Below are 15855 nucleotides of genomic sequence, written 5' to 3'. Positions count from 1 at the left end.
CATCTCAGCCTCCGTAGATCAGGTTGGGCAGCCCGTACACGATCTGCGGGAAGATGTAGATGATGACCATGCACAGGATGACGATCAGCATATAGGGCATCATTCCGCGGAAAATATCCGAAAGCTGAACATGCGGCGGCGAAATGCCCTTGAGGTAGTAGGCCGACATCGCCATGGGCGGCGACAGGAAGGCCGTCTGAAGGTTGACCGCGACGAGCACGCCGAAAAACAGCGGATCGATCTCGAAATGCGCCAGCAGCGGCAGGAAGATCGGAATGAAGATCACGATGATCTCCGTCCATTCCAGCGGCCAGCCCAGGATGAAGATGATGAGTTGGGCGACGATCAGGAACATCAGCGGCGACATGTCGAGGCCGGTGACGAAATCGCTGATCAGCTGCTGGCCTCCCAGATAGGCAAAGACCGAGGCGAAGGTCGCGGAGCCGACGAACAGCCAGCACACCATCGCGGTCGTGCGCGCCGTCAAATAGACGGACTCCTTCAGGCGTTGCCACGTCAGGGCCCGGTAGGCGGCGGCCAGCACGATGCCGCCGAGCGCGCCGATGGCGGCAGCCTCCGAAGGCGTGGCGAAGCCGAAGAGAATAGCGCCGAGCACCGCGAGGATCAGGGCCGCCAGAGGGACGAAGGACGTCAGCAGCATCCAGCTGATCTGCAGGGCCGAATAGTGCCCTACCTCGTCCTGGGTCGGCTTCGGCGCCACCTGCGGCTGCAGCACCGCCTTGGCCACCACGTAGATCAGATAGAGGCCGGCAAGCAGCAGTCCTGGAAGCAGGGCCGCCGCATACATGCGGACCACCGACACACCCGCCGTCGCGCCATAGACGATGAGCAGAATGGACGGCGGAATGAGGATGCCGAGGGTTCCGCCCGCGCAGATCACTCCCGCGGCATATCTGACGTCGTAGCGCGCCTTCAGCATGGCGGGAAACGCCAGCAGGCCCATGAGTGTCACGACCGCGCCGACAATGCCTGTGGCCGTTGCGAAAAGGGTGCAGGTGACGAGGGCGGCAACCGCCATGGAGCCGGGAATGCGGCGGGTGGCGATAAAGAGGGTGCCGAAAAGGCGCTCGATGATATTGGCCCGCTCGACGATGTAGCCCATGAACAGGAACAGCGGGATAGCGGTCAGCACGTCGTTCGAGATCACTGAATAGGTCTGATTCACGAACAGATCGAAAATACGGTTATTGAAGAAGCCGCCGATCCAATGCTCCGTAAGCGTCCAGGCGTCGGCACCATCCTCAACCGCCCGTTCGTAGACGCGCCACATCCGCCCCGGATCGAAATAAGCGTAGTAGCCAAAGGCAACCCCGAGCGCCATCAAGGTGAACGCAACCGGGAAGCCAAGGAAGATCGCCAGAAGCAGAATGAGCAGCATCGCGACGGCGACCTGAGGATCGCTCATCTGTCTTCTCCGTCGCGGTCGGGTTGATCGTCGGGGTGGAGGAATGGGAGGTCGACTGCTTCCGAACCGTGATGCAGAACATCGAGCGTCTTGGCTTCCATCAGCACCTTCTCGGTCTCTTCCACGTCTTCAGCCGCGCGCGGCCATGTTCCGGTTCGCAGACAGACGACGCAGCGGAACAGCTGGGCAATCCCCTGCACGAAGAGCAGGATGCCTGCCGCCACGATGACGGCCTTGAACTGGAAGATCGGAATCCCGGCCGGACTGTTCGAGCTTACCTCGAGATAGCGGAAGCTGCGTGCGGCAGCCTTCCATCCGGCCAGAACCAGCGCCGTCACGCCTGGGAAGAAGAAGATGAAGTAGAGGACAAGTTCGACCGCCGCTTGCGTGCGCGGCCTCCACAGACGGTAGACGAAATCGCCGCGCACATGCCCGTCTCGCGACAAGGTGTAGGCGCCGGCCATCATGAACATGGTGCCGTAGAGCATGTAGCTAAGGTCGAATGCCCACGCGGTCGGCGCGCTGAACAGGTATCGCACGACAACTTCATAGCTCACGCCAAGCGTCATGATGACGACGCTCCAGGCGAATACCTTTCCAAACCATGCCGAAAGTTCATCGGCGAACGCGATGTAACGGAGCATATGCCGGGTTCCGTCAGATGCACCGGCGGTCCGGAAGACCGCCGGATTGCGAAGCGGGGGCGCGAATTAGAGCTTCAGCTTGCCTGGGAAGTAATGTTCGTATGCCAGTGCCAGGTCGGCTGAATTCATAAGCTCGTAGTAGACGACGCGTTCGACCCATTGGCGCTGGCTATCGAGCACCCGCTTCATGAACTCATCCGCCTCCAGCGTCGGGATGATCTTGTCCCAAGCCTGGAGTTCCGCGTCGAGAATCTCCTTGGAGGTGCGGTGCACGGTGACGCCGTGCTCGGTCTGGAGTTTCTGCAGGTCGGCTGAATAGTTGTCGAGGGCGAACGCGGTGTTCGCGGTGCTGGCCGCCTCCACGCCATATTCGAGAATGGCCTTCAAATCGTCGTCGAGGTCGTCGAACACGTCCTTGTTGAACAGGAATTCGAACGACTCGCTCGCCTGATGATAGGACGACAAGATATAGTTCTTGGCGACGTCCTGCGAACCGAAGCGAAGGTCGGATGACGGATTGTTGAATTCGAAGGCGTCGATAACCCCGCGCTCCATGGCCGGCACGATTTCACCGCCGGGCAGCTGCGCCACGCTGAGGCCAAGGTTCTGCATGAGGTCGGCGGCAAGGCCCACCGTTCGATACTTGAATCCCTGCAGTTCCGCGACGGTCGTGACAGGTTTCTTGAACCAGCCGAACGGCTGCGCCGGCATCGGGAAGCCATAGAAGCCGACGACGTTGAGGCCCATGATGTCCTGCGTCAGCTCGCGGTAGAAATCCTTGCCGCCGCCCTTGTGGAACCAGGCGAGCATGGTGGTGGCGCTGCCGCCAAACACAGGGCCGGTTCCGAAAAGCGACGCGGCCTTGTGCTTGCCGTACCAGTAGACGGGGACGGTATGCGCGGCGTCGATGACGCCGTCATTGACGCCATCCAGCACCTGGAACGCGCCCACGACCGCACCCGCGGGCAGGAGCTCGAACTTCAGCCGGCCGCCCGACATCCTTTCGACGCGCTCTATGTATTGCCGCGCGAAATCCATCCAGATGTCCGACGCAGGCCAGGAGGTCTGCATCTTGATGGTGACCGGCGACTGCGCCAGCACGGCCGGGGTCGCGAGCGTCGTCGCCGCAGCCGCACCGGCGGTAATGGCGGTGGACTTTTCCAGGAACCCGCGACGCGAGATTTTCTTGTCGGACATTTTATTCCTCCCATGATTGTAAACTCTTCTCCCACAAGCAGAATATGCGAACTTGGCCCTTGCGCAACCAGTTTCGCCGCCGGCCGATCCGGACGAGCTCAAATTGGGGCTGGAAACCCTCAGCCTCGCTGGAGGTTGGCGAGGAGGAGATTCGATGCCGCGGATCGCGAACAATGCCGCCGGGCTCGTCCGAAGCAGCGTAAAGCTGTTCCTGTGCGGCGACGTCATGCTCGGGCGCGGCATCGACCAGATCCTCGCCAATCCGGGCGAGCCGCGCCTCTACGAGCGCAATGTCAAACTGGCGACGACCTATGTCGAGCTTGCCGAGCGCATCAATGGCCCGATCCCGAGAAAGGTTGACGATACGTATGTCTGGGGCGATGCGCTCGCCGAGCTGGACCGCGAAGTTCCCGACGCGCGGATCATCAATCTCGAGACCAGCATCACCACCAGCCGCTCCCTGGCGCCCAAGGGCATCAACTACAAGATGAACCCGGCCAACATCGGCTGCCTGGCGGCGGCGCGACCGAGCTGCTGCGTGCTCGCCAACAACCATGTGCTCGACTGGGATGAGCCCGGCCTCGTCGAAACCCTCGATACGCTCCGGCATGCCGGCCTCGCCTATGCCGGGGCCGGGCTTGACGCGGATGAGGCGGCCGCACCCGCCATTATCGAACTGGCCGGCGGCGGCCGCGTGCTCGTCTTCGGCTTCGCTCTCGAGACGAGCGGCGTTCCGGCTTCATGGGCAGCCGGCGCCTGCAAGCCAGGCGTCAATCTGCTGGCCTCGGATCGGCCGCTCGCGCAGATCGCCCGATCCGTGGAGGCCATGAAACGGCCTGGCGACCTCGCGCTGGCCTCGATCCACTGGGGCGGCAACTGGGGCTACGACGTCCCCGCGAAAGAACGCGCGCTTGCCCATGCCCTCATCGATGTCGCGGGTTTCGACGTCGTGCACGGGCACTCCTCCCACCATCCCAAGCCGATCGAAATCCATAACGGCCGGCTGATCCTCTATGGATGCGGCGACTTCCTCACCGATTATGAGGGGATCAGGGGGTACGAAACCTATCGTGGCGAGCTTGCCCTGATGTACCTGCCGCGGCTCGCCATGCCCGGGGGCAGGCTTGTCTCGCTCGAGCTGGTGCCGTTCCGGCTCGCCAAGTTCCGGCTGAACCGTGCCTCGTCCGAAGATGCCACCTGGCTCGCGGCGACGCTCGAGCGCAAGTGCTCGCCTTTCGGCACCCATGTGGCGCTCAGGAGGGATAATCGCCTCACTGTCCTTTGGTGAAGCCGGCAGCCTGCGGTTCTAATCTTCAAGCCGCTCAGGCCGGCCTCGGCCAAGCGCGCCGTCGGCGCGGGCCTGCAGGTAGGCGTAGATGTCGTCGATGTAGGGAGCGATGTTGGGGTCGTCGGCGAAGCCCTGCATGACCGAAGGGCCGTCGCGCACGCCGTCGCGAACATTGCTGCGGAAAACCTCGATGCCGGGCAGCTGGTCGACAAGGGCCGAGGCGAAGGTCGAGCCCATCCCGTCGGGGCCATGGCAGTGGTTGCAGCTGCCATGATAGCGACGGAAGCCGTTATAGGTTCGCGCATCGACCTTGCCGCCGACTATCCTGTAGAACTTGCCCGCGGCCGGGTCGTCCTGCGAAGACGCACTGAGCCCGGCGGCGACGGTCAAGACGACGACAGACGGGACGAGCCATGGAGACATCGTCCGTCGCCCACGCTGCGGGCAGCGCCGCCGCAACGCGCATGCCCCCTGGATCACTCTAACTAGGATCACTCGGCCTCGGATCACTCGGCAACGGTCATCACTCGATGGCGGCCGTTGGAGAAGCAACCACGATCCCGTCTATCGGCTGCGGGCTGACGACAAGCTTGCCGCCGACACGCGATATCTCGATGATCTGGTCCGAGTCTCCCAGCTTGCCCGGCACGGAGACCGCGACCACCTGGTTCTCGGTCAGTGTCGCCACGAAACGCACGGGCAAGCCAGCCTCGCCGTGCGCGATTGTGGTGACCACCCGATAGCCGTCCTCCTCGGGCGTGTAATAGACGACACCAAGGAAGCCGGCGAGATCGATGCTCTCGGCCTTCATGGCCCCCAGCTCGCCTGCATGCGCGGGCATCGCCGCCATGCAAAATGCTGCAAAAGCAATGTACCTGTACATAATGCTGCTCCATCCCGAATTGTCCGGGCCAGGCCCGGCTCAAGCTTTCAGCAATAGGCGGTCGCGCGCCGTCATAGTCGGCGCACACTGGAAGAATTCTCGATTTTCCCCCCGGCTGCATCACATCAGCGAAGGCCCGCGAGCCGGGAACGGCGCGAACCCCACCGGTCGTCACAATTGGTGTGACCTTTCTTCTGGGCGCGAGCATTTCACCGCCCGACTGCTTGCACATCCCCTGTTTGGAGGAGATAATCGAATTTAAGCGATCGCTAAATCTTGCAGGGTTACGGCGCAGGTTCCGCCGCGCCGCCGGTCGGCTGTCCGCGCGTGGTCCGCAGAAGCGAGAGCACCTCTGGGAGCGCGTACCATTCCGCGTCGGACGCGCTGTCGACATGCGGGGGGCCATCGATGGCCAAGGCATTGTCGCATCATGAGCTGTCGAAGCTGATCGGCTCGATCTACGATTGCGCGCTCGATCCTGAGCGATGGGAGGACGCGCTCGCCGGGATCAGGGATGCGCTCAACGCGCAGACGGCGGTCCTGCACCTTGACGACCTCAGTCACGACCGGCTGCTGATCTACAGAACCGTGGGAATAGAGCCTTACTGGCTGGAGCAACAGGCCAAACATATCCCCGAGATCCACGCCCGCCTGATCGAGGATCTCTCGACCTGGCCTTCGCTCGAAGTGCCGCATGTGGTCTCACGCCATGTCCCTCAAAGCTATGTGGAGACCTCGCGATATTTTCAGGAGTGCCTGAAGCCGCAAGGCCTGGTCGACGTCATGTCGTTTTTCCTGATCCACACCCCTACCCGCCTTGCCGGCTTCGCCGTTGCCCGACATGAGCGGCAAGGCATCATCACCGAGCGTGAAATCAGGCTTGGCGGGCTGTTGCTGCCGCATGTGCGCCGTTCGGTGATGATCAGCAACATGCTCGACATCAGCACGATCGAGCGCGCACGGATGGCCGAGGCGCTCGATGCGCTGACATGCGCCGTGGTCCTCACGAATGAACGCGGCGCCATCCTGCACGCCAACCGCTCGGCCACGCACATGCTGCGGAGCGGCGGCCCGATCCACGATGCCCATGGCATTGTGCAAGCGAATATCCCGTCGGCTTCCAAGGAGCTTCACAGCGCCATTATGCTTGCGGCCCAGGATGAGACAAGCATCGGCAAGACCGGGCTTGCCGTCCGCCTCAGCGAATCCGACCTGCCGCCCGTCTTCGCCCGCGTGCTGCCGATGACCGGCGGCGATCTGCGCGCCGGCATGGAACCCGCGGCGGTCGCCGCGGTGTTCATCGGCAATATACCGGACGAGCATGATGCCGCCGACATGCTGGCGACGGCCTTTGGGCTGACGTTGGCCGAAACCCGTGTGCTCGTCAGCCTTCTCGCCGGCCACACCCTGGCCGAGACCGCCGCCAGCCTTCACATCGCCAGCACGACCACGAAGACGCATCTCGACAATATCTTCCAGAAGACCGGCGTCTCCCGCCAGGCCGATCTGATGCGCCTTGTCATGCAGATCGTTCCGCCCGCCGGGCAGCCTGGTCCTTGAGCCACTGCCCGGCGTCGGCGGTCCCGGGATCGCTCCCTCAGGCGATGGCGGCGAACTTTTCCACCAGCTTTGTCGGACCCGATACGATCAGCAGATCGCCGAGCTCGACGACGGTTTCCGGGGTGGCGTAGGTGAAGTCGGTCCGCGGCCGTTTCACGCCGACGACGGTGACGCCGTACTTGGTCCTCACGCCGGACTCCGCCAGCGTCTTGCCGACAGCCTCTCGCGGCGCCCTCGTCTTGACGATGGCGAAGCCGTCGTCGAATTCGATGAAGTCGATCATCTTGCCGGTCACGAGATGCGCCACGCGCTCGCCCATGGCGGCCTCCGGGTAGACGACGTGGTTTGCGCCCGTCCGCTCCAGGATACGGCCGTGGTTGGTGTTCACGGCCTTCGCCCAGATGTCGGGCACGCCCAATTCGGCGAGCGCCAGAACGGTCAGGACGCTGGCTTCGATGTCGGTTCCGATCCCGACCACGACATGCTGGAAATCCTGCACGCCGAGACGCCGCAGGACGTCGGCATTGGAGGCGTCGGCTTCCACCACATGGGTGAGCTGGCTTGCCCAGCTCTGGACGAGTTCGGCGCTCTCGTCGATGGCCAGAACATCGTGACCGAGGCTGACGAGGGACTGGGCAACGGCGCCGCCGAAGCGGCCGAGGCCGATGACGACGACGCCGTCACCGTGGGATGTGCTGCTTTTAGCCAACGATTGGGCGCTCCTCTGGATAGCGGAAGGGTTCATTGCGTTCTCGCAGCGCCAACGCGCTGGCGATGGTGATCGTGCCGACGCGTCCGATGAACATCAGCGCAATGATGATCAATTGCCCGGCCGGGGGCAAATCCGCGGTGATCCCGGTGGAAAGGCCGACGGTCGCGAACGCCGATATCACCTCGAACAGCACGTCCTGAAGCGCGAAGCTGGTGACGCTGAGGAGGCCAAGCACGCCGCCGCCGACCGCGCCCACCGCCAGCAGGACGATCGTCAGCGCCTGGCGCTGGACAGGCGAACCGATGCGGCGGCGGAATGCGGTCGAATCCGTCTGGCCGCGGATCTCGGCCCAGACGACAAAGCCCAGAAGGAAGAAAGTGGTGACCTTGATCCCGCCCGCCGTGCCGGCACTGCCGCCGCCGATCAGCATCAGGGCGTAGGTGACCGCCAGCGTCTCGATCCGCATGCCCGAGACGTCGATTGAGTTGAAGCCCGCGGTGCGCGCCATCACTGAATGCGAGCCGGCGTTCAGCAGCTTTCCGGGCCATTCGAAGAGGCCGAGTGTCGCCGGATTGGTCCATTCGTAGGCAGCCGTCGCGACGAGGCCGGCCACCAGCAGGAAAGCGGTCCCGAAAAGCGTGATCTTGGTGTGGATCGACCAGCGCGCGGGGTGCCGCATCCCATGGCGGAGTTCAAAGATCACCGGAAATCCCAAGCCGCCGATCACGACGGCGGCCATGATCGGAATGAGCATGGCCGGGTCGAGCGCGAAGCCGGAGAGGCTGTCGGAATAGGTGGAGAAGCCGGCATTGTTGAAGGCGGAAACCGCCTGAAAAAGCCCGTGCCAGAGAGCGTCGCTCCAGCCGTAGTCGTAAGCGTAGCGCAAGCGCCAGGCAAGCACGGCGGTGGTCAGCATCTCGATGGTCACGGTGACCAGCAGGATGAGCCGCAGGATTGCCACGACATCGCCGAGCATAAGGCTCTTCGTCTCGGCTTGAGCGACCAGGCGGCGGCTGAGCTTCAGCTTCCGGGTCACCAGCAGCCCCAGCAGCGTCGCGCCGGTCATGATGCCGAAGCCGCCAATCTGGAAAAGCACAAGAATGATGCCTTGGCCGAATTCGGACCAGTAGGTAGGTGTGTCCTGAACGATCAGCCCGGTGACGCAGACGGCCGAGGCGGCCGTGAACAGGGCCGTCAGCAGCGGGGCGCTTCCCGGGTCCACGCGCGAGATCGGCAGCATCAGCAATACCGTGCCCGCAAGGATGACAAACAGGAAAGCCAATGGCACCAGTCGAACGGGATGCTGTATCGATCGTCGCAAATGCCACCCTTGTTGTTTGCCCCCCTTGAACGAGGCGGAACCACCGCTCTACAGCACACCGCCCGGCGTTGGTCCACCCTCCAGGCGGCTCGGGCCGCCCGGCGGCCGCCAAAACGCCGGGATACGGCGAAGGTTCAACCCGCTCGCAACACCAGGGATACGGTCACCGCCTTGGATACAGGTATCCGACACGCCGGATGGTCTTGATCAGCTCCGGCTTGGCCGGATCCTTTTCGAGCCTGCGGCGCAGCCGGGTGATGCGGCTGTCGATGCTGCGGTCAAAGGGCTCATCGCCCCTGGGGGGTGCCAGATCGAGCAGTTCGTCGCGACCAATGACTTGGCCAGGCCGCGCGGCGAAGGCCGCCACCAGATCGAGTTCCATCGGCGTCAGCGGAATGGCAACGCCGTCAACGTCGATAAGGTTTCTCACGCGGGCGTCGAACACATAGGTTCCGAAGGCGAAATGCCCGGCCGGCAAAGTGTCGGCATCGTTCGAGCCCTTCGGCCTGCGCCTGCGCAACACCGCGGCGATCCGCGCTTCCAGCTCGACCGGAGCAAAGGGTTTTGCCAGATAGTCGTCCGCGCCGACCTCCAGCCCCGCCACCTTGTCGAAGACCGAATCGGCGCCCGTCAGCATCAGGATGCCTGTGTCGTGATGTTCGCGAAGCCAGCGGGCCAGGCTAAAGCCGTTCTCGCCCGGCATGTTGATGTCGAGAACGACAAGATCGGCCGTCGCCGTCGCGATCGCCTCGCGCAATTCGGCGCCACCGGATGCCGTGCGTATGCGGTAGCCCTTCGCCTGCAAATAGTCGGCGATCATGAACGCAACGTCGGTCTCGTCGTCCACGACAATGATGTCGGCCATGCGTTCCCCCGCGGCGAGCGGCCGTTCAAGCGTACAAGGCGCATTCGCCCCGGGTCAATCGCAAGGCAATCGCAAGTGCGGCCCATCTGCTGCCGCAACGGGCTGTTCGACACAATTGAAACAAGAGCCGTCGAGAAAAAGCGGCTGGCGGCATCATCGTGAAACATCCCGTGGTTATTTGTCGAACGACGCCGGACAGATGGCCGGGCAGGCCGGCTTGACAGGCCGTCGGCCGCTCAGTCCAGTGGCCCGCACGGGAACAGCAACCGTTGCGACGGCGCATCCGTCTGTGGAGATCTCGCCGTGCCGACCTCCTCGAAGCTGTCCAGGCATTACGCGCTGTCGATGGCGGCCTGCGTTTTGCCGCTTCTCGTGCTTGTCGCCGGCATTGGCCTCTATCAGTCCTACGCCCGGCAACAGTCGCTTTTTCCCTACGCGCTCATTTTGGCCGGCGTGCTTGTCTCGCTATACGCTTTGCACAAGATGATCTTGAGGGAGATCGTTGACCCGGCGATCTCGCTTGTCGATCATGTACGCTCCGGCGCCGCCGGCGAATCCACCGGCGCACCCCAGGCCGCCGTCAAAAGCTCGGCATTTTGGCAGCCCTGGATCGACATGGCTTCGAGCATCTTCGCCGAAAACCGCACGGCCCTGCGCGAACTGGCCGATAGCGAGCAGCGCTACCGCAGCGTGGTCGAACTGCAGACCGAGTTCGTCGTCCGGATGTCGCCGGAGGGTCATTTGAGCTTCGTCAACGACGCCTACTGCCGGGCGTGCCGGATGACCCGCGAACAGCTTCTGGACCCGTCCTGGTGCGAACTCGATGTGCTGCCGCCCGACGAAAGGCGCAGGTTTGTGGACCACCTTGCCCGCCTCACTCCGCACGCGCCGGATGCCAGCATGGAACTTGTCAATGCGATGCCGGATGGTGCGCGCAGATGGCTCGCCTGGAACGATCATGGCATTTTCGACAGCGACGGACGGCTTGTCGAAGTGCAATCCGTCGGCCGCGACATCTCGGACCGCGTCCTGGCCGAGCAAGCCAGATTGGAAGCCGAGAAGCTGTTGGCCGAACGGGAGGCGCAGTTTCGCGCCGTCGCCGAAGGCGTGCCGCTGCCGATCATCATCTCGACAATCGAAGGGCCCGAAATCCTGTTCGTCAACGAACCGGCGCGCAAGACGCTCGGCGTCGAGGTCGGGCAGATCGGTGCCGAAGCGACGTCGACCTGGGAAGATCTCTCGCGCCGCGACGATCTCCTGCGGCTTTTGCTGAGGGACGGAATCGTCGATGCGTTCGAAGCCGGCATGACCAACATGCAAGGCTCAAGAATCGATACGCTGGTTTCGGCGCGGCTGATCACGCAGGCCGGCCGTTCGGCCATGCTTGCGGCCGTCACCGATATCACCCGCCAGCGCGAAGCCGAGGCCGAGATCGCACGCCAGCGTGAGACGTTGTACCAGTCGGAAAAGCTCTCCGCTCTCGGTTCGCTGCTGGCCGGCGTGGCGCACGAGCTCAACAATCCGCTTTCCGTAGTCATCGGCTACAGTTCGATGCTGAAGGAATTCTCGACGGACAAGGCGACCGTGGGACGCGCCGACAAGATCCACGCGGCGGCCGAGCGATGTTCGCGGATCGTCCGCACCTTTCTGGCGATGGCCCGCAAGAAGCCGCCGACACGGAGCGCCGTCAATATCAATGAAGTGGTGGTCGCTTCGCTGGAACTGGCCGCCTACAGCCTGCGTTCGGCAGGGGTCGATATCCGCACCGATCTGGCGGAGCCGCTTCCCAACATCTGGGGCGACAGGGACCAGCTTCATCAGGTGATCACCAACCTGGTGGTGAATGCGCAGCAGGCGTTGCTGCAGGTCCCGCACCCGCGGCGGCTGACCATCGTCACCACTTGGGAAGACGATGCCGTCGAGATTGTTGTCGCCGACAATGGCCCAGGCATGCCGGAAACGGTGCGCGCGCGCGCTTTCGAGCCTTTCTACACGACCAAGATGGCCGGCGAAGGCACCGGAGTCGGGCTGTCTGTCTGCCAGGGCATCGTGACGGCCCACGACGGCAGCATAGAGCTGGATTCGACTGAGGGCGGCGGCGCACGGTTCACAGTCCGGCTTCCGAGCGGCACGACCGAGACGGTTGCTGCGCCCGAGATTGCCGGCAAGGCGCCGCCCGCTCCATCGGCCGCCCGAATTCTGGTGGTCGACGACGATGCCGACATTGCTTCGATGATCGCCGAGATGCTCCGCCGCGACGGCCATGACGTCACCATCGCCGACGACGCGAATGCCGCCCTCAAGGCTGTGCGCCAGGATGGAATCGACCTTTTGATCAGCGACATACGCATGCCCGGCCTCGACGGCCCCGGCCTTTATCACGCGCTGGAGCAGTTGCGCCCCGGGCTCACCCGCCGGCTGCTGTTCGTGACCGGCGACACCTTGGCGCCCGAGATCGATCGCTTCATCGGCGAGACGGGCGCGCCGGTGATCGAGAAACCTCTCGATCCGCAGACCTTTCGCAGGCTTGTGATGGAACGACTGAGCGCAATGGAAGAGGCCGAAGCGTGACAAAACAGAAATTGCTCGTCGTCGATGACGAAGCACCCTTGCGCGAGATGCTGTCGGAGTACCTGCTTGCGCACGGCTTCGATGTCCGTTCCGTTCCGGATGGAGCGGGAATGCGCGCCGAACTCGACCGCTTGGGCCCCGACCTGGTCATTCTCGACGTCAATCTCATCGGCGAAAGCGGCTATGACCTCGCGCGCGAAATCGCCAAGCGCAGCCGCGCCGGCATCCTGATGCTGACCGCCGTCGGTGACCTGCCGCATCGGCTCGAAGGTCTTGCCGCCGGGGCCGACGACTATATGGCCAAGCCGTTCGAGCCGCGCGAACTTCTGGCGCGTGTCAGAAGCGTCATCCGGCGTCTGGGCGAGGAAGAGCGGACGCCGGGAAACCGCATCCGTTTCGGCGGCTGCATCCTCGATATGGATGGCCGCACGATGGTCGACCCGGACGGCGCCGACGTGCAGTTGACATCGATGGAATTCGACCTGCTGTGCGTGTTCGCGCGCCATCCCCGGCAGATATTGTCGCGCGACCAGCTGTGTAGGCTGGCCCACAACCGCGACCTCGAGCCGGGCGACCGGAGCATCGACATCCGCATTACCCGACTGCGCAAGAAGTTCGAGACCGAACCAGACGCTCCGGCGGTTCTGGTGACGGTTCGCGGCGAAGGCTATGTCTACGAGCCCGCTCAGGATGAGGCCCGACGCCGCTAGAACACAAAGCTTCAAAAGGCTGATCCGTCCAACCGGGACGGCTCATAGCTTCGCCTCAGGCGATCGGCTTGCGCGCCCTACGAAATTCCCTTCGCAGGCTTCGAACCGTGTCCCGCACGACAGGAATGGTCCAGCGCGCGGTCATCGTCGCGATCAGCAGGCCGGAAACCGGATCGATGAAGCGGGCAATCATCGTGCCTTCCCAAATCATCGCGGTTGCGAGCGACGCGGCGATGAGCAGGTTCGACGAGAGCTTGTCCGAGAACAGACAGATTTGCGCGCGTGCCAGCGCGGAAGCGGCAAGCCTGTTGCGGGCCTTCCAACGGCGCAGGATCCAGAAATTGATCGCCGCGTAGACCACGTTCAGGCTCATGGCGAGAACGACGCCAGGGCCGTGCGGTTCGACACCGCCGGCCGCGATTCGTTGGATTGCGATGCTGGCGACGACAGCCATTGAAAGGCACATGCCGAGCGCAGCGAACGCATTGGCGAGCGTCTCAGCCAGGGCTGCCTGACGCTTGCGGCCAGCGCCGTCGTTCTTGCGGCCGCCAGTCACGATCGCGACGGTGACCAGCACCAGCATGTCCATCAGCGTCAGCGCGAGATCGGCGCGGATGGTCAGGGACGTGGATGTCGCGGCCGCGTATGCCGTCAGCAGCAGGCCAGGGGTGCCCGCTAGTACCGCCAGACGTGCGGTCCGGGCCGCCGTCACCTCGCCGTTCGGTCGGTCATCGGTTTTTCGCAAAGGTTGCATCGCCAGAAATCTCCTCGTTTCTGGCGTCACCGGTGATGCAGGGATGTTGCGCGGATTTGCCGATTTGCCGGCTTAAGGTTTCCTTTGTGTCGCCGCGCAGGGCGCACGCTGCGATTGTTCATTTGAGGATGCAGACGCAGGGCGTCATGCCCGCCTGCATCACGACAAGGCGGAGGTTCGCTCGCCGAGTGCATGACCCTGCCAGGCCGCAACAATTGAAACAAAACGGTCAAATTCGGCATTCGTCCGAAACAGTCGGGAGCGAAAAGCCGACCCATGGAGCGAACCCGACGGGATGGCTCCGCTGAAACTGAAAAAGGAAATCAAATGTTTCGCTTCAAGACTTACGTGGCCGCTGCCTCGGCAATGGCCTGCCTCGTCGCCCCGGCTAGCGCTGCGAACCCAATCGGCGCGAACGGCAAATCGCTGAACGGCCTTACCTACAATGCGATCACCACCAATGCGGTGATCAGCAATTCGCTAACCAGCAATGCTATCTTTACGAACGGTCTCGGCGTCCTTGCACTCAACGGCGTGCATGCCGACGGCATCGTTCTTGTGAAAAGCCTCGCTAAGGCCGGCGGCTCCATCATCGACCCGAACATTCGCTCCATCGTCGACCCGAACATTCGCTCGGTCGTCGACCCGAATGACCGCAATGTGCCGGCTGTCCACAAGGGCAATGTCGCGAGCAAGGCCGTCAACGGCCTTCCGGCTGGTCACAGCGTTGGCGGCGGCGATGGAACCAACCATGACCGGCCGACCCCCTCGCCAAGGCGTTAGGATCGGGACCACAGGCGTCCGCTGACAATGGAACGGATGGCTTCGCGCCTTCCGTTCTCCGTCAAACGATCGCCGCGGGAAAGTGCCGGCCATTGGCCGCGCTTCACCACCACTTTCAAGACAAGCCGTCAGGAGCCAATAATGTCACCCCCCGAAAGCTGCCTCGCCCATATTGGTCGTCACGCATTGGCCACCCTTGCCTTAGCCGTTTCCTGCATGGTCGCGGCCGCCGAGGCCGGGACCGGACAGGCGATCAACTCAATTTCCGTTGTCGGCACAAGGTTCGAGGTGACAACAGGAGACGGCCGCATTGTCCCGCAAAACGACCTCGTCGGCGCCATTCTGACGATTGGCGACGGACAGGGCCAAATGCCGCTGCGCATCGACGCGGTCGAGATCGATCCGAGGAATCCGGATGGCGGGATCATGCTCTACGCCATGTCGACCCGCGACGCGGCAGGCGGTGCATGGCGCAACGTCTGCGAACCGGACATCGAAGGCCGGCGCATGGGCTTTCCGCTCGCCGGTACTTGGACGCAAGATGGTCGCCATTTGCCGTCCGAGACGGCTTTCAGCATCACCTGCACCGGCGGCGCGCAGGCGAAATGCGCGCGGTTTGGATATCGGCCCTGGGAAAGCGCGCCGGACGGCACACCGCTGTGGGATCATCATCAGGCATGCACCCGCATGATCCGCGCCGATTATTGCGGCGATGGCATCGGCCACACCCGCAACGGAACGCCGATCGTCGTCTACGACCGCAAGGGCATTCAGCAAGACGAGACCGCGCCTGATATGTCGTTCGAAGCGGCATGGGGACCGGACGGCGCGCTTTGCGTCAGCCACACCAGAATACCCGACGTGCTCACGATGGAGGGGCTGGCGGCGATCTGCCCGGGCGTGCGGCAACTGCCGCAGGCAGCAACCTGCGAAAGCCATGCCGGGGCGCTGATCCTCAACCGTTCGATCGACCCGCGAACGGTCAAGGCTGCGGCGGAATAGTCAACCGCGGAAGCGTCTTTCGGAAGGGGATGTCTCAGACGGGTCAAAAGTTTGCGCCCTTTCGAGAGCGTACCAAGCGCCAGACATCCGCACCAACGCCCAACCGGCCTCACCCACCCACCCGCTTGGAGCGCTTGCC

Annotated in this window: 15 protein-coding genes; 6 read left to right on the top strand and 9 right to left on the bottom strand. The window is 63.5% G+C overall.

What is annotated here, in order from left to right:
• Positions 1-4: 4 nt before the first annotated feature.
• The 3 genes from E5X88_RS13755 to E5X88_RS13745 form a co-directional block, all read right to left on the bottom strand.
• The gene (locus tag E5X88_RS13755) at positions 5-1426 is read right to left on the bottom strand and encodes a TRAP transporter large permease subunit (RefSeq protein ID WP_292162013.1); all 1422 of its coding nucleotides are present in this window, start codon (positions 1424-1426) and stop codon (positions 5-7) included.
• On the bottom strand, positions 1423-2070 hold the full coding sequence (locus E5X88_RS13750) for a TRAP transporter small permease subunit (protein WP_292162011.1): 648 nt from the start codon (positions 2068-2070) through the stop codon (positions 1423-1425). Before E5X88_RS13750 ends, E5X88_RS13755 begins: the two co-directional genes overlap by 4 nt.
• 66 nt (positions 2071-2136) lie before the next feature.
• Positions 2137-3267 (bottom strand): TRAP transporter substrate-binding protein, encoded by a 1131-nt coding sequence (locus E5X88_RS13745; RefSeq protein ID WP_292162007.1) that lies wholly within the window; start codon positions 3265-3267, stop codon positions 2137-2139.
• A 154-nt stretch (positions 3268-3421) separates the two neighbouring features.
• Between E5X88_RS13745 and E5X88_RS13740 the strand changes: the two genes are divergently transcribed.
• On the top strand, positions 3422-4555 hold the full coding sequence (locus tag E5X88_RS13740) for a CapA family protein (protein WP_292162004.1): 1134 nt from the start codon (positions 3422-3424) through the stop codon (positions 4553-4555).
• 18 nt (positions 4556-4573) lie between these two features.
• Here the strand turns inward: E5X88_RS13740 and E5X88_RS13735 are convergent, their stop codons facing one another.
• Positions 4574-4978: a c-type cytochrome gene (locus E5X88_RS13735; RefSeq protein WP_292162002.1), complete on the bottom strand. Its 405-nt coding sequence runs from the start codon at positions 4976-4978 to the stop codon at positions 4574-4576.
• Positions 4979-5078: 100 nt separating this feature from the next.
• A complete protein-coding gene (locus tag E5X88_RS13730; RefSeq protein WP_292162000.1) occupies positions 5079-5405 on the bottom strand; it encodes a hypothetical protein in 327 nt (108 codons plus the stop codon).
• A gap of 441 nt (positions 5406-5846) precedes the next feature.
• On the opposite strand from E5X88_RS13730, the gene E5X88_RS13725 reads away from it, so the two are divergent.
• A complete protein-coding gene (locus E5X88_RS13725; RefSeq protein ID WP_292161998.1) occupies positions 5847-6998 on the top strand; it encodes a helix-turn-helix transcriptional regulator in 1152 nt (383 codons plus the stop codon).
• A 37-nt stretch (positions 6999-7035) separates the two neighbouring features.
• Here the strand turns inward: E5X88_RS13725 and E5X88_RS13720 are convergent, their stop codons facing one another.
• The 3 genes from E5X88_RS13720 to E5X88_RS13710 form a co-directional block, all read right to left on the bottom strand.
• Positions 7036-7707 (bottom strand): TrkA family potassium uptake protein, encoded by a 672-nt coding sequence (locus tag E5X88_RS13720; protein ID WP_292161997.1) that lies wholly within the window; start codon positions 7705-7707, stop codon positions 7036-7038.
• Positions 7700-8998 (bottom strand): potassium transporter TrkG, encoded by a 1299-nt coding sequence (locus E5X88_RS13715; RefSeq protein ID WP_292161995.1) that lies wholly within the window; start codon positions 8996-8998, stop codon positions 7700-7702. Before E5X88_RS13715 ends, E5X88_RS13720 begins: the two co-directional genes overlap by 8 nt.
• A gap of 196 nt (positions 8999-9194) precedes the next feature.
• Positions 9195-9896 (bottom strand): response regulator transcription factor, encoded by a 702-nt coding sequence (locus tag E5X88_RS13710; RefSeq protein ID WP_292161992.1) that lies wholly within the window; start codon positions 9894-9896, stop codon positions 9195-9197.
• 303 nt (positions 9897-10199) lie between these two features.
• Here E5X88_RS13710 and E5X88_RS13705 point away from each other — a divergent pair, with 303 nt between their 5' ends.
• Complete coding sequence (locus E5X88_RS13705) at positions 10200-12467, top strand: PAS domain-containing sensor histidine kinase (protein WP_292161990.1); 2268 nt, start codon at positions 10200-10202, stop codon at positions 12465-12467.
• Positions 12464-13177, top strand: coding sequence for a response regulator transcription factor (locus E5X88_RS13700; protein ID WP_292161987.1), 714 nt, complete (start codon positions 12464-12466; stop codon positions 13175-13177). Before E5X88_RS13705 ends, E5X88_RS13700 begins: the two co-directional genes overlap by 4 nt.
• A gap of 55 nt (positions 13178-13232) precedes the next feature.
• On the opposite strand, the gene E5X88_RS13695 is transcribed toward E5X88_RS13700, so the two are convergent.
• Complete coding sequence (locus tag E5X88_RS13695) at positions 13233-13931, bottom strand: cation transporter (RefSeq protein ID WP_292161984.1); 699 nt, start codon at positions 13929-13931, stop codon at positions 13233-13235.
• 327 nt (positions 13932-14258) lie between these two features.
• Between E5X88_RS13695 and E5X88_RS13690 the strand changes: the two genes are divergently transcribed.
• Together E5X88_RS13690 and E5X88_RS13685 are read left to right on the top strand one after the other, a co-directional pair.
• Positions 14259-14714, top strand: a complete 456-nt coding sequence (locus tag E5X88_RS13690) for a hypothetical protein (protein ID WP_292161981.1) — start codon at positions 14259-14261, stop codon at positions 14712-14714.
• A gap of 141 nt (positions 14715-14855) precedes the next feature.
• The gene (locus E5X88_RS13685) at positions 14856-15716 is read left to right on the top strand and encodes an ADYC domain-containing protein (protein WP_292161979.1); all 861 of its coding nucleotides are present in this window, start codon (positions 14856-14858) and stop codon (positions 15714-15716) included.
• Positions 15717-15855: the final 139 nt, after the last annotated feature.

It is taken from the genome of Mesorhizobium sp., assembly GCF_004962245.1.
In the GTDB taxonomy this organism is placed as follows: Bacteria; Pseudomonadota; Alphaproteobacteria; order Rhizobiales; family Rhizobiaceae; genus Mesorhizobium.
This window is presented reverse-complemented; position numbering and strand designations above follow the sequence as displayed.

Coding starts and splice junctions, on each gene's coding strand:
- E5X88_RS13685 (WP_292161979.1), top strand. CDS start 14,856: ATGTCACCCCCCGAAAGCTGCCTCGCCCATATTGGTCGTCACGCATTG.
- E5X88_RS13695 (WP_292161984.1), bottom strand. CDS start 13,931: ATGCAACCTTTGCGAAAAACCGATGACCGACCGAACGGCGAGGTGACG.
- E5X88_RS13730 (WP_292162000.1), bottom strand. CDS start 5,405: ATGGCGGCGATGCCCGCGCATGCAGGCGAGCTGGGGGCCATGAAGGCC.
- E5X88_RS13725 (WP_292161998.1), top strand. CDS start 5,847: ATGGCCAAGGCATTGTCGCATCATGAGCTGTCGAAGCTGATCGGCTCG.
- E5X88_RS13690 (WP_292161981.1), top strand. CDS start 14,259: ATGTTTCGCTTCAAGACTTACGTGGCCGCTGCCTCGGCAATGGCCTGC.
- E5X88_RS13750 (WP_292162011.1), bottom strand. CDS start 2,070: ATGCTCCGTTACATCGCGTTCGCCGATGAACTTTCGGCATGGTTTGGA.
- E5X88_RS13740 (WP_292162004.1), top strand. CDS start 3,422: ATGCCGCGGATCGCGAACAATGCCGCCGGGCTCGTCCGAAGCAGCGTA.
- E5X88_RS13735 (WP_292162002.1), bottom strand. CDS start 4,978: ATGTCTCCATGGCTCGTCCCGTCTGTCGTCGTCTTGACCGTCGCCGCC.
- E5X88_RS13755 (WP_292162013.1), bottom strand. CDS start 1,426: ATGAGCGATCCTCAGGTCGCCGTCGCGATGCTGCTCATTCTGCTTCTG.
- E5X88_RS13745 (WP_292162007.1), bottom strand. CDS start 3,267: ATGTCCGACAAGAAAATCTCGCGTCGCGGGTTCCTGGAAAAGTCCACC.
- E5X88_RS13710 (WP_292161992.1), bottom strand. CDS start 9,896: ATGGCCGACATCATTGTCGTGGACGACGAGACCGACGTTGCGTTCATG.